Genomic DNA, 21471 nt, shown 5'->3' with positions numbered 1-21471 from the left:
AGTGTTTGTTTTATTTAGCGTTATACTCGCCCAGGTAATCATCAAGCGTTTTGTTCATCATTGAATCCCATTCCGCTGCGACATCACTGTACTTTTTGCCTTTGTCTCTGATCTGATTTCTGATTTCCCACGGGTTCAAGGTATCATAAGCTTTAACGACGCCCGGAAGCTGTCTCGGGTAAGGCACCGGATTGGACAGCATTTGCTGGAAGTCGACATTCTGGAATGCCTGGAAGTTAAAGATGGCCAATTCACTATCTTCCGGGAAGCCCTTAACCAGGGGGTGGTTCTTCAAGACTTCAGGATTGGTCGTAACCGGCCAGCCCTGAATGAAGTCCATCAGCTGATCCTCCGCCCGTATTGGCGCATCTTCGGGAAGACCCATATACTCGTCGATCAATGCCCAGCGGGATTTCAACCCCTCTTCACCGTAGGTCAGCCATTTAAGCAATTGATAGGCTGCTTCAGCTTTGACCGGATCTTCATCCAGTGCGCTGGACAAGCTTAATGTGTCATAATATCCATGCAGATCCGTGATGCCCCCCTCAGGTGCAGTCGGCATCGGGTAAATATCGATATCCATTTTCCGGGTTTTGATCATTTCATTCACATCCGTACTCAGTGAATACAGCCAGAAGTTTCCGACCGCTTCCAAACCGTCTGCCCAAGGGTTGGTAGATTCGCCAACCTTCTTCTTCCGGACATCTTCCGGCAAATCCCAGAACCATAAACCTTGTTTATCTTCCTTTGCGAACTGGTCTAGCCACATACCGTATTTCTTGCTGTTCGCGAAATCAAATCTCTTGGTTTCGGAGTTAAATCCTTTCCAGCCGTTTGGAATACCGTCAAAATAGTGTGGGCCATGGTCGATAAAACCGATGCCTCCCGGGAACACCGGATTATTTGGAGTAAGTTTGGCGACCTCCGAACGCAGATGTTCATAATCTGCATAGGTCCAGTTGTAAGGCGGTATAGCGATATTATTTTCCTTCAGCAGATTCAGGTTTACTGCAGGGAATTCGGACACAGACTGGAACGGAATCCCATAAATCCCCTTCCCGTCATACGTGGTCATAAAACTTTTCGCATTTTCAGAAATCCATTTGGACTCCGGGTCTTTGTCAAGATAGGATGTTAAATCTAGCGTAAGCTCACGGTCATAGGATTCGGCGGCCAGCGGCGAATAGAAAATATCGGGCAGCGTTCCCTCCATCGCTCTCGCCGTCAGAATTTCGAGTTCATCCGTATCTGACTGCTCAATGGCGAACTGGGAATCACGGACAACCGTGATGTTCGGATACTTCTCCATGAATTTGCGGATGTTCAAGAACATCGGGTTCGTATCATCATTTTCACCGTAGAAGCGCATGGCATAATCCAGTTCAATTTGCTTTTCCTGCCAGTCAGCTACGCCGTTTCCATCCTCGTCTGTCCAGTTCGTTTCGGCTTCCTGGCCTTCTGTATTCTGATTATTTCCACCATAGACTTCCGAGTTGTTTACATTTGCCGAGTTCGTGTTAGCGTTACCGGAGCAAGCGGATAGCAGAAGTGAGAAAACTAACATGATTGAAGAAACAACAGTTATTCTCTTTTTCATAAGACCCTCCATAATTTGCATATTGATTTCGTTGAAGCTTAAGCTCCATCATTCGTATTCGACGGTGATTAGATCCCAGTATTTTAGTTTCGGCAGTTGCAGGAATACGTTTCCATCCTTCTGCTCAAATTTCAGTATGATTGGGGAGCCCTGATAATAATCAGGGGAAGCAAACATGACTTTGCTTACCTTCCGTTTCGCAGGGAAGACAACGTCTACCTTTTCAAGCTCGGGCGGTTCAGCTTGCTCCGCCTGATTGTCCTTCCACTCCATCGTTGTCGCACCGATGAAATTGATGAAATGAATAATATCAGTATCAGCCTTGTGCTTTGTGAACGACCAAATTCTCCCTTGTTCAGGTTGCGGTTTAATTTCAACGTCTGCCGACCCGGAGACCTTAAGCTCCAAATTCTTCAGGCCGTCCCGTAAAATGTTTTGGTAAGCTGTGAGGAAGTCGTAGTAACGAATCAGCTGTGCTTCAAGCTCAGGCGGCACAGACAAATTTTTGTTGGGGAAATATTCATTTGACAGCATATTTTCCCCAAGCTCCAGATGAGACCCGCCCGATGCAAATATCACTGCATCCGTCAGCAGCACGCCCGGTGTATTGAACATTCCCTGTCCGGATTTGGAATGCTCATAGTTCATATAAGCAGCTAGGACCGTATTTAATTTATTTCTGCCGGCGCGGTTATTGCTGTCAATAACCTCTTTCAGATCCCCATATTCAGGATAGGACCAGACCTCTGTATAGAGAAAATCAACAGGTGCCAATGCCGCCAGTAATCCTTGTCCGTACTGATCAACCGCATTCATGATATAATCGACGTCCAGCTCTTTTTTAGCTGCTTTTAGAAATGAAACGTAAGCTTGCGGAAGCTTGACGATCTGCCCCTCCGAATTATAGAGCGTTCCCCGGTCTCCCAATTGATCAACATGCCATCCGTCGAACGGCAAGTGCTCAAGCACTCCCTTTTCTTTCGCAATCAGATAGCTCTGCCATTCAGGATTGCTCGGGTCATACAGCATAATATCACTGATCCAGCCCGGAAGTGGATGCTTATCCTGATCAGTTAGGTCGCGGTCTTTAAACAACCCCCATTCCTTACTGACCCCGTCTTTGGCCGCATCCTCATAAGCGCCAAAAATGAGATTATAATTCATGGCCTTCATATTTCGGCTGTGGGCCAGATTGATATAGCTTTTCACTGTATTGAAGGAAATCTTCCTGCTCGCGATATCCTCCCATTCTTTCGCAGGTTTGCCGTCAAAGGTTTTGATCGGGTCATGATGCTTGTATTGCCAATCGTAGAATTGGATTCCATTAATATGGAATCTGTTCAAGCGTTCAATGACTTTCTCCACTTGTCCCTGACCCATACTCGGGAAATCAGACAAGTAACCATAACGCGGAAATTTGCTCCAATCCGAGGAAACGTCAACCGCAATATTCATCTGATCTGTAATCTTGTTATCTCGGGACACAAAAACTTCCACCATGTATCCTTTATAGTCTTCCTTGGGTGGAGTCCAGCTCCAGGAGGCCTGACCTTCATCCGTTTTCACCTTTTGACTGCCAATCTTCTCACCTAAATGCCGGTACTGGATGATCAGCTCCGCCTTAGGCGCCGGCGAACTCAACTGGAGGGAGAAGCTCACAGATTCACCGGGTTTATAGTTGGCCTTATCTGTTGTTAAAGCCTTCACCCCTCCTTGACTTACCACTTGCACAGCGGAAATTTCACTGATCGGCCTGCATCCAGATACTGCGAGCGTCATGAAGCAGGCCAGCAAAATTCGGGAGTGTTTCACTTTCGCCAGATGCAATTTCATCCATTTAAACACCTCTCATATTAATAAAGGAATACTGCTGCAGCCGCAAAACAGCTTTGCAATCGCTTTCAATTCAATTCGATTCCTATATATTAAGGATACAAGGAAAGGACGGATTCCTAAGATAGGAATCCGTCCCGAGATAAGGTGGATAAATGATTAGTGCCAGACGACATTCCCCCTCCTGATGAGCGACGTATGTCTACCTTCAGATCCTCTTAAGGGGATATTGCCTTTGCTATCCCATCGGTAATCTGCTCGCCTCCCTGGAGCTTCCAATTTTGGACCCACTGATCGAACGTTTCCAGCGGAACCACCCCCATAATGATTTGTGTAAACACATCCATCTCCTCATCCGCAAGATACTTCCATTGTTTCGCGAAAGAATTCCCGCCTTCATTGTAGATGCTGTAAACCTTGTTCAAATTCGGATCATACAGGTTCTTTCCTCCGACCAGCAAGGAATAGGCACGTCTGAAATTACCGTCCCGTAGATTCCAATATTGAATATCGGTGTTATCGTAAGGAGGCCGTTTGACATTATAAATAGTTTCCAGATCACTTGCCAGCATCGGATACTCTTCCTTCCCCTGAAAATTGCCCGCCTCCTGCCTTCCGGCCATCACGTCTTGAATAGTTCTTACCGAAAAGGCAATTTCATCCCGTGGTACGAGCATATTCTGTAAAGGTTGAAAAACATCCCCATATTTCTCCCTGTCTCTCAATGTCAAGTTCGCAATTTTGATAATAGCCTCAGGATGTTCATAGCCCTTGCGCACAACAATATAAGATTGCGTCGGCCGGAATATCTTCACATTAAATTTGCCTGCGGTATCAAGTGGCAAGGCGTAAGCCTGCCAGTTCGCCCGCGGATTATTCTTCAGCGCTTCCGGGATTGGCCAATCTCCCCCGAAGGAAGGAGCGAAGAATATGCCTGCCTTACCCTCGATCACGACCTCCGCCTCCGTCTCACGGATTCCCATTTCACGATCAATCAGCCCCTTGGCATACAGCTCACGAAGTGCGGCCAGCGCAGTTCGGGTTTCCGGCTGAATCGATCCGTAAACTGGCATTCCGTTCTTACCTTTCAGCCAAAAACCCGGGTATGAATCATAGGCAGAGAATATTGGATTCAGGTTAAAACTTCCTGGCCCTGCATTGTATTCGTCATAAAGGGAAGTTCCAGCGGCAATGCCGATTGTGTCCTTTTGCCCATTGCCATCAGGATCTTGTTCAACAAACGCCTTCGCTACACTCTCCAATTCTTTCATTGTGGATGGAGGTGCCAATCCCAATCTGTCCAGCCAATCTTTCCGTATCCACATCATGCTAAAATCTTCAGGATTAGCTGAAGGTAAAGCAAGCATTTTTCCGTTTATCATAACGTCTTCCTTTAGTCCCGCGTTAGTGCCTTCAATAATGCGTTTCATGATCGGTGAGGCGTACTCCTCATAAGCTTTTGTCAGATCCTCCAGTTCATCCGCCTCAACCATTTGATTAAATTGATAGGGAGAAACCACCATTGCATCAGGAAGCACATTACTGGAAATCGCCAAGTCAATTCTTTGATCCATATTCTCATGTGTGGCAAACCAGTCGATATGGATATCCACATTCAACTTGGCTTTAATTGTCTTAATCCACGGATTATTAGCGGGGGTTTCCCCTGTATATGACTTGTAGTTGGGATCAACTCCCATTACGATATTCAGCGTAGTCGGTACTTCGTATTTCTCGAACGCTGGATCCTCCCCCCTTTCCTTGATGATATCGGTTTTGTTCTGACTGCAAGCGGATACAGATAATATTAGCGATATGAGTAACAGAATCATTAAACTTCTTTTCAGCATGCGGTCCTCCTTAAACACAACGATTTATTGGGGAATACGTTTACGAACCCGATATTCACTCGGAAGTAGTCCGGTTAAATCGCGAAAGGTGCGGCTGAAATATTTTTCATCCGTATATCCAGTATGCTCGGCAATCCATTGAATCGTATTGTTCGTATGCACCAGATACTGCTTCGCCTTTTCCATCCGTAATTCACGAACGTAATCCTTGAAAGTACGTCCAATGATATCTTTAAAGCACTGACTAAAATAACTCCGGCTCATATTCATTTCTTTCGCCACCTCGGCAGAGGTCAACGGTTGATCCAATCTCATCCGCACCTTTTTCTCCGCTTTCAGCACACAGTTGACAATCTCCGGGGAGTAATTAGTTTGAAGCGCTGTGTACCGAATCATTGTGCGGGTATCCTCCAGCCATCGCTCAATCTGAAACCAGGAATGAAGTGTCTCATCAAGCTTGATCTTTCCAAACACCGTTCCGGCAAAAGCTCTGTTCCATTCGTTAACAAAAGAATATAATAAACCGATCAGTCGCGTTTGCGGTATACGAAGCATCTTTAATTGTATTAAAAGCCGCTGGAACAATACATCATCGTAAAGCCACTCCCCAGACAACAACAGTTCCTTCGGTTCTTCCAGTTGATCTCCTACTCCCCGATTCTGTTCATACAGATCGTCATAATTCTTATTAATGCACACCGACAGAATCGTGTTGTCGGGATTATATTCATAGAATAACTCTCTTTCCGTAAAGCTTCTAACCCATCGCTGAACTTGAGTCAATGTGAATTGTTGCAGATCCGACAACTGAATTAGCACAACGTTCTGCAACAAACGGATACGTTTTGATAGTTCATCAAATAGATCGCGCTCATTTCCATTTAAAGCAAGCACTAACCAGTTGTTTCGATCCACTTCAACCACCTTGATATCAGGGATATATTTCAATTCCTCGGCCCAGTCTTTTAAATCCTTGTGATCAAGAACCACGACGGAATATCCTTGCTCCAATGCCCCATCTTGGTGGACTATTCCTTGACGTGCTTGCCCTTGTATTCTGTCGGCAATTCTTCCGAGCATGTCTTCAAGCTGCTCCTTCTCTAAATCTAGATCGACCTTGGAAATATAATCTATAGCCCCAAGCCGAAGCGCCTCTTGCACATATTCAAAATCCTGATGCACCGTAAGAACGACAACGTGAAGTTCTGAATAACGTTTGCGTAAAACCCGCATTAACTCAATGCCCGACATGACTGGCATGCCTAAGTCAGTCAATACTAAATCAACAGAATGAGACTCTAAAAACTGGAGGGCCTTTTCCCCATTGCTCGCCTCACCAACAACCTTCATATCAAATTCCTGCCATGGCATCATTGAAATTAGTCCTTTACGGACCAATTTGTCATCATCCACAACAAGTACCTTAATCATGTTTATACTCTCTCCTCTTCTAGCGGTAGCGTTAGGAAAATACTAGTTCCTTTGCCTGGTTCGCTTTTAATCTCCAGCTTGGCCAGCTGACCATAACGGGATTCAATCGTCCGTTTAACGTAATTCATTCCGATTCCCATCCCTGACTTCTGTTGCTCTGATGTCTTGTTGGTCAACAGTTTTTGAATATGTTCATCGGACATTCCCACTCCATTGTCATGTACGGCAATCTCTATACCTTGGTTCAGCCTGACAATAACCAGGATGTATCCTTCATCGTCAAGCCCATGGTACAGGGAATTCTCAACGAGTGGTTGAAGGATAAACCGGGGTACCTCTTTTTTTAGCAAGACTTCGTCCACCTGGATACGGACATCGAATTGAAAATCATATCGAATTTGCTGCAGCGTCAAATACTGCTTAATAGCATTAATCTCTTCCTCGATGGTAGAAGGACGGCCTAATTTCCCCAGATTATAATATAATAATTTATTCAAAGCCTGGATGAGGCGGTCAATTTCATGCTGACCGTTCATAACCGCCAGCCAGTGTGCGGTATCTAAGGTATTCATCAAAAAATGGGGGTTGATTTGGTAGAGCAGCTTTTCCACTTCCAGATCAACGCGTTGCTTTTCTTTTTCCTTAACTTCGCCGAACAATTCCCAAATGTTTTTCTTCATATTTTGAAATTGTCGCAGTAAACTGTCGAATTCCGGGATCTTCGTTGACTTAAGAGTCACTTGATGCTCGGCGTGCGTCATCATCTTGATTTCGTTATGGAACAAATTAAGCGGCCTGTAGACCATTTTCCACAAGACCCAGGCCATGATTAATGCCACGCTAAGGAACACTAAAGAGAATAGAGAAATTTGAAGGAACCACCTGTTCTTTTCCCGGTTGAAATCCGCTTCCGCAAAAACTGAAATTGCGCTCCAACCTTGCTTACTCTTTTGTTGGAACCAGTAATAATCGTTGCTGTGGCCGGATTTTTTTCCTTTGTCAGATTCAGGGAAAAATGTTCCACTCTTGAACAGACGTGGAACTTCACTGTATATGATCCTCCCCTCCGCATCCAGAAGAATCAAGCGTGAAGAGTTGTTTTGTGCCTCCTCATTATCAAGCATGTTTTTCAATAATTGAAATCCTGATTCAATATAGACATACACATCATCCCGTCCGGGAAAATTCACTTTTCTAAGTACAGACAATACGTATTCATTATCAAGCCGGTTAAAACTTTCGTGCGGCCCGTAGTAAGTAATGCCATAAGATTGGGCAAAAAGAGGCAGTTTGTTGGGAGAAAAACTATACTTTACTGGGAAATTGGTGAAATGATAGGTTTGATCTTTATCAAAATAGTACATTGCAAGGCCGATCTCCGGATTAGTGAAGGTGATCAAATTCAATTTACTTTTGAACTGATGCTGCAATTTCATCCGACGAAACGGTTCCTCCGTTCGCATTAGCTCATCCAGTTCTTTCAGGATGGTGCCTTCGTAAGCAAACTGTTGCGAGATGTGATTAAGGCTACTGAGCGAGTTATCCAAGGATAAGGTCACTTGCTTAAGATTACTTTGGATACCTGTTTCAAGTTTATTTGTTAGAATCGAATTGATCGTATAATATGAGATCAAGCTGATAAAAACAAACGGAATTAACGAACTTATTAAATAAATGAAAAAAATCCTTTTCTTCAAAGTCATCTCAGGAACACCTTGTTTTCTATAGAATCGTAGTCAAGAGATATCAGCGTTTTCAATTCCCTTAGTAGATTGGTATAAAAGCTCTATCACTGAGAAATATACTATCTATGTAAAAGTAACTTATATCTCTGCAATAGATTTAGTGTATTATGACAGACTGGAAACGATACCTTTCCAGATTGTAACATACTAACTATAAGGAGTTGAACTAAGTCAATTAATATTTAGTTATAACTTTCAATTCAACACTTTTGAAAATTAAGGACCTAGATAAGATATTTACTGACCCTATTGTATTGCTCGTAGACCTTCTTTATCAGTGTCTTATCATCAAGATCTCGATCGAATTCTTTGTGTTTTAGAGGAGCGTGATACCCATTTCTTGCGACCACAAAACCTTGCAATGATGAGTAATTAGACATTCATTTCGAATTTTTCAATCTTTTCATACCACTCTTTTTCATGTCCTGCATCCAGACCTACGAGCACTTTTTAGCATTTCTTTCTTCTACTTCAACCGCTCGATTTACCTATTTTGTCGACATATTTCCTCTTAGTCCTCGCTGATCCCCAAGTCCAAACTCTCCAAGTTCCTGATATTCTTAATCCAAGCCTTCAATTGAAGTCTGTTCGTTATTCCAAAACTACTCTATATTTTTGTGATAGATCTTCAACGACTTGAAGTTGTATTTCCTTCACCTTTATCTGACATATCACTATAAATCTTTAATAGTTTTCTTTTCAGATGTTCTATTATAGATTCGATTAGGAATCAGAAAAATCAAATTTCCGGTTGATTATTCTACCAATTAAACTAACATCCTTATTGAAATTGATATTAACTAAAGAAAGTAAGTTAATCAAATAAGAAAAATTTTCCGAATTATCTATATCTTTAACAAGTCCATCTACTGATCCTTCTAACTCTTCAATTCGATCTCTTAATCACTAATAGTTTCCTCCGCACTGGGTAGCCCCACTAAAGACAAGACCTTGAAGGGTTAATTCCGTTCAATACAAATTGAACGGTGAGAACGTATCCTTACTTATATGCGCACCTTTAATAGCGAGCGTTGTTATAACTTTCAACGAAACATAGAATTAATCAAGAGCTTCTTCAAAAGGAAGTTGCCCATTGCTCTTGGTATTTTTATTTACCTTTAATAATATGACTTTTCCGACTTTTTAAATCTCCTATGAAGATTTGATTAGGGTCAGACGGATCATATTTTCGGTTAACTGCTTTATTAATTAAATCAATTCCTTAGCAAAATCGTAAGAATTGAGTCGGAATCCCAACGTCCTCTTTAGCGGTCTATAGTATTTGATTAGTATCTGTTTAGCTTGAACTTCCTCATAACCAAGAAGACTAAGTTCACGAATGACTTCTTTAATATAGGGTCTATCCATCATATGTCTGCTTTTCGAATTGTCCATGCTAATTAACTCCATTTCTTTTCCTTAATCTACTCATTGGTCTTTAATTTAGGCTTAATGTATATCTTCACTTAAAGTATTCTTCTGAACACCACTTTATCATTAGTTCTCTACTTTTCTCATGAATTTTTATTAACTGGTTTAAAACAAAAATTCGTTGAACTATATCTTCAGCTATAAAAAACTGTCTCTTAAAATAATTAAGTTGCTTCTGATATGGACCTTGGTACTTTTCATTATTTTCATATACATGTAACAATTGAATATGTAGATCATATATTTCTTTATATGACATAATAGCACCCCTCAGCAGTTAAAAGTTAATTTTCTGAATTTGCTTTTTTTATGTTCAATTAGCCCAACTATTTGAATTAACAAAAAAGCAACCCCCTTGTTGGCAAGTCGCTTTTAACAAAATCTATTGTGAATCTTCAGTTATTATCTAAGATCCTAGCGCTTCGCCTTATAGAACTCATGATACAGCTTCATGAGCGCTCGCTTCTCAATCCGCGACACATAGCTGCGACTGATACCAAGCTCCTTGGCAATCTCCCGCTGCGTTCGTTCCTCACCACCCGTGTCTAATCCAAAGCGGCCCACTACGACTTCTTTTTCCCGGTCATCCAGAATATCAAGGTTACGATAAATCTTGCTTTTCTCAATCTTAAGATCGACCTCTTTAATGACATCATCAGCCTCGGAGCCAAGGATATCGATGAGTGTAATTTCGTTCCCCTCTTTATCAGTCCCTATCGGATCATGTAATGAAACATCCTTGCGGGTCTTTTTCAATGATCTAAGATGCATCAGGATTTCATTTTCAATACAACGTGCTGCAAATGTGGCCAGCTTTGTGCCTTTGTTTGGACGGTAACTCTCAATAGCTTTAATCAAGCCAATAGTTCCGATGGAGATCAGATCCTCCATGTCTTCCCCAGTATTATCGAATTTTTTCACTATATGAGCTACTAATCTCAAATTGTGCTCGATAAGCAAATTCCGGGCTTTAGCATCCCCTTCAGCCATCATGCCTAAGTATTTGCTTTCCTCCTGCTCCGAGAGCGGCTGTGGAAATGCGTTGTTCCTTACGTAAGATACCAGCAACGTCAGTTCTTTAATTAGCAACGCGATCGTACTTAAGAATCCAGGCAACTTGGCGACACCTCCCGCACTTGTACAATGAAACCGATCTGTTTGCCTTACGGGTTCATGGTCATCTTATTGTATGTGGGTAGATGCCCAGAAGTGCATGTACATAAGAAAGCAGCATCATAAAAAAATAGTCTTCTCATTAAAAATCACTTAACTATGCTAAGTATCATAATGAAAGGTTAAACTTACGTTTGGCAAACGAGTAGCATCAACCATTAATGCTACCCTTACGCCGAGTTGGTAAGGAAAGTTTCTTATTCAACGTCAGTGGAATATCGCTCTTACTTCCTCCATCTTGACCTCCTGTAAGCTCGCTTAGGCTCCCGACTACACTAATGTTAAATCCTCCATCTTCTGCTTTGAGAACAATTTCATCAATGAGTGTTTCAATGATAAAGCGTTTATCCTCAAATGCCAGTTCTGCTCCTTTACTGCTAATAAAATCGTTTATCTGCTCGACTATCTTAAGATTCGCCTCATGCGAGTAGTGTTGTTCTCTGTGCGTTTTGCTCTGCCCTTCATATAACTCCAATTGTGATTGCAGTTCATTAATCTCACGAATTAACTTATAGGAATCAGTTGCTAGCTCATCTTCCGTAATTACATCCCGTCGGAACATGATTTTCAACTTATCCATTTCTTTTCTCTTTTCAACGATCTGGCTTTGGATCATACCAGCAGTAAAAAGTAATTCATCAATGACTTCTTCTACTTGCCCCGCTAATCTCTGCATATAGTCTTCTGGATTAGACAATGCCTCCATGACCATATCCCAAATAAACTCTTCTAGCACCTCTGCTCGAATACTGCGTGAAGGGCAAGGTTGGGATATCCCATATACTCTAGGAAAAAGATTAAGGCATCGGTAGCAAGTGTATTTAACTCTTTTACCTGTCTTCTTATCCTTTCGCCCAGTGTATGTAGTCCCTCCCCATTTACGACCACAATGACCACACCGAATAAGTGATCTCAACAAGTAATTAAAATGTACATTCCCCGAACGAGTAAAATTCTTAATACGCCGTTGGCGCGCTTGTTCATATAACTCATCGGTTATAATCGGTTCAATTCCAACCATAATCCAGTCGTTTTTTTCTCGTATTGTGTATGTTTTTTTGGGATTTCCAAATTTACTCTTTTGTCCCTTGAGTTTCTTCACTTTTCTACGGTTGTAATAATACTTGCCGATATATATTTCCGAACTAAGCATCCGACTTATTGAACTTCCTCCCCAGTTTCCATTGACGGAACGTTTTGGACGGACTCCCATTTTGAAAAGTCTATTCCCAATTTGTCGGATTGTCATATTTTCATTCAGATACCAGTGATATACCTGTTTTACATGCTCTGCCTCCATCTGGTTCACAATAAGCTGCCCCTCGACCCAATCATATCCGAAGGGGGCCACGCGCATAGGCATGATCTTTTTGTCCTTTTCTACGGCCTTCAGCCTTCCCCGAACAGTCCTCTTCTTAATTAGAGAAAGCTCATATTGAGCAATAACACTCATTAAATTAAAGAAAAGTTGTCCTTCAGGAGTACTTTGATACTCCGTATCAACAAAGATCAGATGAACATCACGTGACTCAAACTCCCGGCACAAGAACAACTTATCTGTCAAATCACGTGAGAGACGATCCGGATGGGTGATTATGATCTGTCTAACCAGTCCTGCACTAATTAATTCACGTAGCTCATTCATTGCTGGTCGTTCAATATCTTCACCACTAACCCCCTCTTCCCTAAAGACCTTTACAGAATGTTCAAGAACGCTAAGCTCCTTTGCTTTTTGCATGCAGAGCTCTACCTGGCTCTCTAAGCTATGGCCTTCAACCACCTGCATACCAGTCGATACACGAGCGTAAATCGCAGTATACAAAGAATCCCTCCTATCTAATAACATTTTTTTCTCTTTACAACTTCCCTAAAGTTTAAATAGGACTGACTATTTACAGTTTTTTTTGCAGTATGAAAACCTTTGGTTTTCACGAGAGCTATTTACCAAATCCTCATTATAGGAACATTTGTTCTTATGCCCTATTGTATCCAATTGAATTAAAAATAAACCGACTGCAATTAGTCGGTTATTTGATAAATTTTTTTAATATATAATCGATGACTTTTTCTTTTACTTTCGCTGCTTCAGTTACTCTCACTACATCCTTACTTATTTCTAGTTTGTTTGCTCTTGGATTAACATTATTCATTTTTTTTCGGACTCTTAGTAACTTCAATCTTTTTAGTCCGTTCCTCTTCTTCTTTTATCCATTGCTTGATAATCTCTAATGCCCTATCTCTGTTTTCCTGGTCTACTCTAGACACAATAAAAACCTCCTGATAATCAAGTTATCAGAAGGTTTTACAGTAATAGCTACCGCTTTTCATTTGTATTTTCAAAAATCCAACTTTCTAAATTCTATGGGTAGACTAAATAGTATTTGGTGGTTTGCTATACATATAATTGCTGCATTCCTTTGACTAGGAATGGCAGTAAGTACATCTCCAAAAACACAGTCAAACTTGCTATTTAATGCTGCTAACAACTCGTTATATTCCCTTATATCTCCTAACTGATTAAAGATCTCCACGAGGAAATTCCCATTCCTACATTCAACTCTGAGAAATAGAGAGTTATCAGGATTAACTCCCTTAAGAATAAAATTTCGTATCCAGACCTCCGTATCTTTCACACTATTTAGGATTTCTAAAAAAGAGATCAACTTCTTCTTTTCAAGACCTAAATGATGAAAATGATAGGTTACCCATTCGTTATCCGATATTCTTTCTTCCACTAACCATTCAGGAGGGACACGAAAAAGTATCGCTAATTGAGCTATAAGTTTTTGCGAAATTTTAGTATCGAAAGAACCCGATCCCAAGAACTTTTGAATAGGTGTATGACTAGCATAACCAATAATTTTTGCAACTTCTCTATATGTCATACCGGTAGATTTGAGTAGAAATTCACGTCTTATCTTTAAAGACAACCTCGCTAAAAACCTATGATAATCCTCTGAGTATAACCTTAACAACGGATTACACACAAATTGCCCCTTATTAAGGAAGTTTTCCTGGTAGTACTTATCGGTCATTTTCCCTCTGCCAACATTTCTTGCGGCCTCTAGCATTCTATCTAAATAAGAATACTCATCAGTTGAACTACTCATTCCCATACTATCACCAAGTAAAGTGTATAAGCTGTAAGGTAATGGTGCTCATTTGTATTTTCGAAAATACAAATGAGCAGTACGAGTAATTCACGTAAATAATGATTAATCAATTACAAAGTGTATGTTTTAACTATACTAATCATCCCAAAATCGACCTGTAGAATGTATAAAAAAGGGGAACAAGTAGTTTAAACCACATAAGATTATTAGTAACTTATTTATCATTAAATATTTGTTTTTCATTGCCCCACCTCCATCCTAGGTTTTTCTACAGATTGGATTATGATTTGATCAATTTTCGAATTTGGGATATTGATTATTAATGAAATACACTTTAGTTACCTATGATATTCCACCCGTTCTTTCTCTGTTTTAAAGCCTTTAATATATACACCACTATCTTATAATACTCATGAATCCTAAGATTTTCTCCGGACTATACGAAAGTAAGCGAGAACACACATTTGTATTTCCATTTATAACTTAAGTTTTTCGGATAACAAGCTTGGGCTATATAAGCTTAAATTATCTATTTACCACACTTCCTTACTAGATATTTCACATGTATATCAAAGATAACCCAGCAAAGTCCACATAAAAAAGCCTAGTTCAATTGAACTAAGCTTCATACTCCATTAAAAACAGCATAAAAAACTTTACCAAAGTAAAGTGTTTTACGTAAAAAAGAAATTTTACGTCACAAATGGATAATAAAGGAAAAACGGATTAGCAGAGAAATCCACATCTTTCCGAACTGATTCTAACGCTGTTTTTCCATTTATTTATCGTTGCCTGAGCAACTTCTCCGTCCCTGTTAAAACATTAGTAACAAGGAAAATTAGTGTGGTTCGTTGTACATCCAATTTTATACGAACCAAGTATATAAATCAATAAATACTAGAATAATAGATTTTGAGGGGGGATTATTAATGATACCTAAAATGATACAAAATACTCAACACTTCACAGAAACTGATCTAGGAAAGAAAAAAGTTAATTACACTACGCTGAAGACTATTATCGAACGTTCTGGTGCCGATCCTGAGTTTACAAACAAGTTGTTACTAGATATTGAAAAGCATATTGTAAAGCGTAATAAAAAGAGAGTTCATGTCCGTGGTAGCTCTGATTTTCCTCAGCTAATTCTTACATTTAAAAATCATTATGCTCAAAAATACTCACAGACATCATTAAAGCATCATATCTATCATGTCGGTAAGTTTTTAGGTTATGTTCAACGGCAATTTATCGGTGTAGCCCCTCTACATTCGATTTATGATTGCAAAAAATTCACTAAATCAATGGTTGTTTCCTATGAAGAACACTTAGTCGAACGGATGCATCTAGACCAAATTAAAAAAAGCACCTTGAACAGAGTGCTTTTTTCAATGAAATTATTTTTGGATATGTTATCTGCTCTTAAAGTAAATTACATTCGATACATCATCCCGCAGTCACTGCGTGCCCAAGCCAATAGATCAAACGAATTTGTTAATCTTGAGGAAGTACATGTTCTGCTTGAATCGATAGAAAAAAGTAGTTCAAATTCAAAACTCAGGAATATGTGCATTGTATTGCTCATCATGGAACTTGGTTGCCGTCCGATTGAAGTAGCTAATATCCATCTAGATGATCTGAGGTTAACCGAAAGACTTATTACTCTCCATTCAGTTAAATCAAAAACAAGAACTCTAAAAATGAGTAAGGATCTGACGGATATGATTCATGAGTATCTTCATTTTACTCGTTCTTTATATCCAGTCGAACACAATAATCTTTTTGTGACTCATCGATCAAGGTCTCCTATAACATCTCAGATGATAAGCTCAATGTTTAATCATAGTAATAAGATTAGTTTTGGAACGATACGTTTTAGTGCAAAATCACTCCGACATACCTATGCAACTAATGCTCTTGATAATCTTAATGATTTTGATCAAGTATCTGAATCCATGGGGCACAAACATCGTCGTTCAACGGAATGGTATATTCATAGAAGTGTGCAACGTTTGCTGGCTAAATCCCTCCCCCGTAATCCTTTAAATCGAATGAACGAGGTGTAACATGGACTTTGAATACCAAGTTAATATAACTCCCGATGAAATATGTGAACTCTACAAAATTGATGTCCACGATTTCCTGGTGCTTGTTGAAGGCAAAAAAACTATTCGAGACGAAAAAACTATACTTTATGTTATTGAGGAATATATAAAAACCTTAAGAATGAACAGAATAAAATCAGAACTCACCATAAAGTATTACATCACAGTCCTTAGAAAATTTGCTCGGTTTTTATTACTAAAAGAGTCCGAATTTAAAATGGTAGATTTAACGGAGGAGCTTTTTTTCGAATTCACTGATACTTGTAAGCCTAGGAAAGAAGAAAAATTAACAGCTAGAACCTTCAACACCTACCAATCGATTATAAAAAACGTGATGGATTTTGCACATACACGAAGGTACGTGAGTGAGGATTTACGCTTTAAGATCGAAAAATTCAGAGGCGAAATTCTACCTAGATATCTCCCCGATGAGCTTATACCTCTAATTTTAAATCAAGCCAAACAAACTAACTGGCCATTTTTAAATTTTGCTTTAATCTATTTTATGCTTGGTACTGGATGTCGAGTGAGTGAAGTTGCGAACCTGAGGATTTGTGACTTTCAAATTCATGAGGACCTTATTTTCATACGAAAAGGGAAAGGAAACAAACAGCGTTACATCCCCATGTATCCACAAGTAAAAAAAGTCATTTTAGATTTTCTAGCGAGAACCGGAGTCTATCATTGGGACATAAGAGATGAATCTTATCTCTTTGCAAAAAGATGTTACGAGAATCGCGAACCCATCATGATTCGTAATATCCAACGAATGGTGACAGGCATATATGAAAAACTCGGGATTAAAGGAGCGTACACTGTTCACAGTTTACGACATACATTCGCGTATAATTCATTATCAGCAGGTATGGCAATATACGATCTCCAAGAAATTTTAGGTCACAATAATATTGAGACTACAAGAATCTATACAAAGCGTCGTCCCATCGATTTGAAAAATGCAGTAAATAAGTATCCATTTCCGCTTGAAAAGCTAGTTGCCCAAATTATGGGGATTGGAGAGAATTAGCATGATCAATTTCAGTAAGGAAATTAATAACTATAAGAAGATAAGTAGACTATCAAAAGATAGATTCAATCAGTATCTAAACTGTCTTTATCATTTTTGCGATTTCCTTGCGGATCAACTTCACTGCAATCCAGATGAAGTGAACCTTGATAAGATTTATCAACTAAAAAATGGAGACAGCATCATCGCTTACAAACCAATAGATGCGGGGATCATTGACTACTATCTTATGGACCAAGTAAAGAATGGTTATTCAAATTTAGAGTCGTCCACCCTTGCAATGAAAAGTTTTTTTAGGTTTTTAGCAAACAACCGTAATTTCCCTAATATAGTGCCTCATATGAGATTCAAACTCAACGATTATAACCCAGCCGCAAAGCCAATACGCATACTCAGCAGGCATGAATTGCTAAGGTTTTTACATAGTTTAATATCCCATAGTGACAACTTAATCCGTGATACTCTCTTGTTTTCATTACTTTTATCTACAGGTTGTCGAATATCAGAAATAACAGAATTGAAGGTTTCTGATCTAAACTTTGAGGATGAGATGATCACACTTCTCAAAACAAAAAATAAAATCCAACGGGTTATTGTCCTTCGCAAGGGGTTTGGAGCCCTACTACGTAAGTACCAGTCTATAAATGAATTAAAGGACAACGAATGTCTTTTCCCCGGAAAGGCCAAAAATATCCCTATTACTAGACAGTTCGCAAGTAATCTCTTTAAAGAATATCTCCTCTTGGCCAATTTACCTGATTTGAGAATTCATAGTCTCCGGCACTCCTTCGCTACTCACATGCGAGACGAAGGTATGGATTTATTAACCTTAATGGAACTTCTAGGTCATCAGAAACTTCAAACCACTCTAAATTATACTCAGTCATATTACACGAGGAATGCACACATACGAATAAAAGAGCATGAGGAATTTTATCGAAAGTTTCGATCTCGAAAATAATGTGCCCTTTATCTGCCGTAATAATGGATTTAATCTAATGTCCATTGAAATGACCATTATTCAGTAGCTTGCTGCGTAATAGATTCTTGTGTACTACTGCTCATAATCAAGTCTATCCATTCCTTATGCTCCCTCCAGCCGTTTAAGACACGAATTCCTTGGTACGCAAGTTTTTTCACCCACTCTGTTTCTGAACGAAGTGAATCTGTTTTGGTAGGCTGAATATCAACGATCTGAAATTCTGGTTCTAGATTGTCCATCTGAATGTTGGAAATCATCTTTTTATATGCCCTATATTTATGCGAGTCTTTTAAGTGATTAATTTTCCTGTATTCTATATTACAAGTTTGTCCTACATAAAAAGGTATATTAGTCCGTGGATCAATAATAAGATAAGTAAAATATGGCCCTGGTTCCTCATCTTCCATGGGAGAAGAGTAATTTTGAACAGTATATTTTGCAGTATCAAAATGAAAGATCGGACTTTTTGATTCTGGTAACATTTGCTCCCACCACATCTCAGCCAATTCAATCTTAGAAAATGACTTGTATACAGCCCCTTTATATCCTTCTACGTATTGTTTGGCTCCTTCATCCCAAATATCAAAAATCCCTATTTTTCTCCCTTTAACAACGACATAAAATTTTGTTTTCATAAAACCTCCCGATTTACTATTACCTCTCCAACTTTTTGCTTTTTAGATTTTTTTCGTAGAAGTATCTCTAATTTCTTCGATTGTGAAGGCGTTGATATACCATCATGATCTAGAGCCACAAATGTAACTGTATTTGTTAGATTAGTTTCATTTATAAGAAAAGGAATCGTTCTATGGATGTTACCTTGAGATTACCTGATAAATAATCACAGAATTGTATAAGCTTATTATTCAATTGATTAGCTGTGTACCAGTAAATTATGTGTGAGTACAATCTTGAATTGTTCATTGTGGTTTACGGAGTGTTATCCCCATTTCGAACTATTCATGTTCTGCACTAGGCAGTGATCCAAACTATAAATACGCTTTTTGATAAGGCCTACAAGCTTTCCTTAAATTGGTTATGAAACTGCACATGTGTTCTATTTCCGCTTGTTATTCGCACTCTTCAGATCATTTTTCGCTTTAAGTAAAGAGAATAAATGTCTAGAATATTATCCAAACCGTACAATAAATCTTCAACTTGTGGATCTCTCTCTGAACCTACGCAATCATTTGAGCAAGTATACGTTGTTTGAATTGTAGAAGTGAAAGCGTATGAGATAGTTATCTGGTAAATCAAATTTTTATTGATTTTTTCAATTCGTTTATTGTATTGTTCAGATTTAAGAGCTTCACCTTTAATGATCTGATCTATGTAGTTCGGGAGATGTCAGACATGTACAGACCTCTTAATATCCTTCCTGTAAATCCATGTGACATTACAATAACTTTTCTCTATCCCGTATTAACCACCCCTCTTACAACAGGTGAGTTAGCATCTTATTTGATTATCCATTTGACGACCAAGGGGAGTAATACCCGTAGCATGAATGCATTGTTAGCCAAAAACCGCAAGGATCACCCTATTTCCTCCAATAGTATTCCATGTTTGAATATTGATATAGGTCCGTCTTCTGAGATTTTTATTGCAATTCCAAAAACACTTGAATTCCAAGCAGCAGTTGAACGCGCCCCAGAATGTCTCATTAATTCAGTTAATCCTATTTTTTCAAGACTCTCCTTTGTTGGCTCTGTTATCATACATGCAACATCTAGAAGTATTCCTGTTTTTGATAAGATTATTGCTCCATCAATTTTAGATGCCGCCATAATAACTGTTCTATTCGCACTATTGGATATATTCAACCCATTTAAAGAACTTCGTAATTCTCGATTAGTGTGACTTTTAGCAAAATCAGGCACCATTTGTTGTATAAATTCGTCTTTGTCTGGAATTGCAATTAATGCACCACTTCGTTCATAACTTAAATTTAATGTGAGTTGTATAACTTCTTTTGCAATACTTCCCTCAAGAAACTCTTCTAAGACGCCCAATATATTATAATAATTCAGATATCGCCACTTACCTTTTGTCTTAAGAAATATTGCCTTATTGGGTAGGATTGTATAGATATCACCATAAGTTGTTGTAAGAAACATACATGTTCCCGGCGTTATAAGATTGACAATGGGTCTTATTTTCTCATGAGGTGTTAATATAAAGTCGCTCTCATTAAGATCATTCTCAGGGATTGAGTACATCCCGAATATATCTCCACTAAAACCAAGCCCTGCAATTCCTATAATATGACTCAAAGTAGCCGCCCGAATCCATTTCTCTGAGAGTAATGCTCTCCTAAATGGTATATGCTTTTTAAAATCAACAAATCTTCCAGTTAATTTATTTTGAATCCATTCCTTCTGCTTTGTCATAAAAAGACAATAACTAAATGGGGTTCCTTCGTATGTAAGATTTACGCTACTCTCAATCGTTTGCATCCAATTCAACATTGGTTCAGTACTGAATGCTGAAAATTTCGCGATAGCTCTTCTAAATCGTGAGTCACCTAAGCTATACCAATGTTCTAGATTCTTGTCCGCATCAGGAAAAACTTGTATATCATTATTAAATACTCTGCAAAAAAGGTTACCGAAAAAAATATCAAGATCGGCTGGTTTTCTAAGCGTTTTTAGTTTCATACCATATATTGCTTCTCTTTCATCGAATAAAACAGCAACTACATCTTTGTTTATATCATCCCAAAATAAATATTTATTTGTAAAACTATTTTCTTTCAGCAAACTTTCTATTTCTGATTTTCCTAATGCAGTACATCCTTTTATTGAGAATATCAAACTTAATTGGTATATTAATTCTTCTTGAGTTTCTTTACTAATTACCCTTTTTTTCATTGTACTATCTCCTCGCATTTAGCCTAAAGTCATACTTACAAACTTCGCAAATATACCCCATCAATGACTATTTGTTAAATCATTGAACTCTCCTCCTGCCCGTTAGTTCAATGCTCTCGACAGTCTAATATTTTATTTTCCTGTCTTAGACTTTTTGTTCTTCCAAAATTCACAAAAAGCCACTCCGAAAAGGAATGACTCCAAAAACAAGTATTTTATATTAATCATCAGAATTAGATTTATTCACAATAAAATATATTTTCAGATTAACTATAGCACGATTTATTGAAATTCAAAGCTGAGAGTTCATTCAGAAA

General features: G+C 39.0%; 16 protein-coding genes. 3 read left to right on the top strand and 13 right to left on the bottom strand.

Going from position 1 to position 21471, the window contains the following annotated elements; genetic code table 11:
- Positions 1-10 precede the first annotated feature (10 nt).
- From MKZ16_RS07050 to MKZ16_RS07000, 11 genes are all read right to left on the bottom strand, one after another.
- Positions 11-1597 (bottom strand): ABC transporter substrate-binding protein, encoded by a 1587-nt coding sequence (locus MKZ16_RS07050; RefSeq protein ID WP_042125234.1) that lies wholly within the window; start codon positions 1595-1597, stop codon positions 11-13.
- A 48-nt stretch (positions 1598-1645) separates the two neighbouring features.
- Positions 1646-3430 (bottom strand): glycoside hydrolase family 66 protein, encoded by a 1785-nt coding sequence (locus MKZ16_RS07045; protein ID WP_052414504.1) that lies wholly within the window; start codon positions 3428-3430, stop codon positions 1646-1648.
- 218 nt (positions 3431-3648) lie between these two features.
- On the bottom strand, positions 3649-5280 hold the full coding sequence (locus MKZ16_RS07040; protein WP_042125232.1) for an extracellular solute-binding protein: 1632 nt from the start codon (positions 5278-5280) through the stop codon (positions 3649-3651).
- A gap of 24 nt (positions 5281-5304) precedes the next feature.
- On the bottom strand, positions 5305-6711 hold the full coding sequence (locus MKZ16_RS07035; RefSeq protein WP_076107178.1) for a response regulator: 1407 nt from the start codon (positions 6709-6711) through the stop codon (positions 5305-5307).
- 2 nt (positions 6712-6713) lie between these two features.
- Positions 6714-8414, bottom strand: a complete 1701-nt coding sequence (locus MKZ16_RS07030) for a histidine kinase (RefSeq protein WP_076099595.1) — start codon at positions 8412-8414, stop codon at positions 6714-6716.
- Between the two features lie 1251 nt (positions 8415-9665).
- Positions 9666-9851 carry a hypothetical protein gene (locus tag MKZ16_RS07025; RefSeq protein ID WP_076099596.1) on the bottom strand — a complete coding sequence of 62 codons (186 nt, stop codon included), beginning with the start codon at positions 9849-9851 and terminating at the stop codon, positions 9666-9668.
- 450 nt (positions 9852-10301) lie between these two features.
- Positions 10302-11003, bottom strand: coding sequence for an RNA polymerase sporulation sigma factor SigK (gene sigK / locus MKZ16_RS07020; protein WP_042125228.1), 702 nt, complete (start codon positions 11001-11003; stop codon positions 10302-10304).
- Between the two features lie 208 nt (positions 11004-11211).
- Positions 11212-12882 carry a recombinase family protein gene (locus tag MKZ16_RS07015; RefSeq protein ID WP_076107180.1) on the bottom strand — a complete coding sequence of 557 codons (1671 nt, stop codon included), beginning with the start codon at positions 12880-12882 and terminating at the stop codon, positions 11212-11214.
- Between the two features lie 205 nt (positions 12883-13087).
- The gene (locus tag MKZ16_RS07010; protein ID WP_256715554.1) at positions 13088-13210 is read right to left on the bottom strand and encodes a hypothetical protein; all 123 of its coding nucleotides are present in this window, start codon (positions 13208-13210) and stop codon (positions 13088-13090) included.
- Entirely contained in the window at positions 13203-13325 is a 123-nt protein-coding gene (locus MKZ16_RS07005; protein ID WP_256715555.1) for a hypothetical protein, read from the bottom strand. Before MKZ16_RS07005 ends, MKZ16_RS07010 begins: the two co-directional genes overlap by 8 nt.
- A 71-nt stretch (positions 13326-13396) precedes the next feature.
- Positions 13397-14170: a helix-turn-helix transcriptional regulator gene (locus MKZ16_RS07000; RefSeq protein ID WP_076107181.1), complete on the bottom strand. Its 774-nt coding sequence runs from the start codon at positions 14168-14170 to the stop codon at positions 13397-13399.
- A gap of 932 nt (positions 14171-15102) precedes the next feature.
- On the opposite strand from MKZ16_RS07000, the gene MKZ16_RS06995 reads away from it, so the two are divergent.
- The 3 genes from MKZ16_RS06995 to MKZ16_RS06985 are packed head-to-tail and all read left to right on the top strand — an operon-like array spanning position 15103 to position 18263.
- A complete protein-coding gene (locus MKZ16_RS06995) occupies positions 15103-16236 on the top strand; it encodes a site-specific integrase (RefSeq protein WP_076107183.1) in 1134 nt (377 codons plus the stop codon).
- Position 16237: 1 nt separating this feature from the next.
- Positions 16238-17302: a tyrosine-type recombinase/integrase gene (locus tag MKZ16_RS06990; protein WP_076107185.1), complete on the top strand. Its 1065-nt coding sequence runs from the start codon at positions 16238-16240 to the stop codon at positions 17300-17302.
- A gap of 1 nt (position 17303) precedes the next feature.
- Positions 17304-18263: a tyrosine-type recombinase/integrase gene (locus MKZ16_RS06985; protein WP_076107187.1), complete on the top strand. Its 960-nt coding sequence runs from the start codon at positions 17304-17306 to the stop codon at positions 18261-18263.
- A 56-nt stretch (positions 18264-18319) separates the two neighbouring features.
- Here MKZ16_RS06985 and MKZ16_RS06980 read toward each other — a convergent pair whose 3' ends face one another.
- Both MKZ16_RS06980 and MKZ16_RS06975 read right to left on the bottom strand, forming a co-directional pair.
- A complete protein-coding gene (locus MKZ16_RS06980; protein ID WP_076107189.1) occupies positions 18320-18919 on the bottom strand; it encodes an RNase H1/viroplasmin domain-containing protein in 600 nt (199 codons plus the stop codon).
- 900 nt (positions 18920-19819) lie between these two features.
- Positions 19820-21154, bottom strand: coding sequence for a diadenylate cyclase (locus MKZ16_RS06975; protein WP_076107191.1), 1335 nt, complete (start codon positions 21152-21154; stop codon positions 19820-19822).
- Positions 21155-21471: the final 317 nt, after the last annotated feature.

It is taken from the genome of Paenibacillus sp. FSL R5-0928, assembly GCF_037970385.1.
GTDB classification, from domain to species: Bacteria; Bacillota; Bacilli; order Paenibacillales; family Paenibacillaceae; genus Paenibacillus_AQ; species Paenibacillus_AQ odorifer.
Note: the sequence above shows the minus strand (reverse complement) of the source record. Positions and strands in the feature narration are given on the sequence as shown.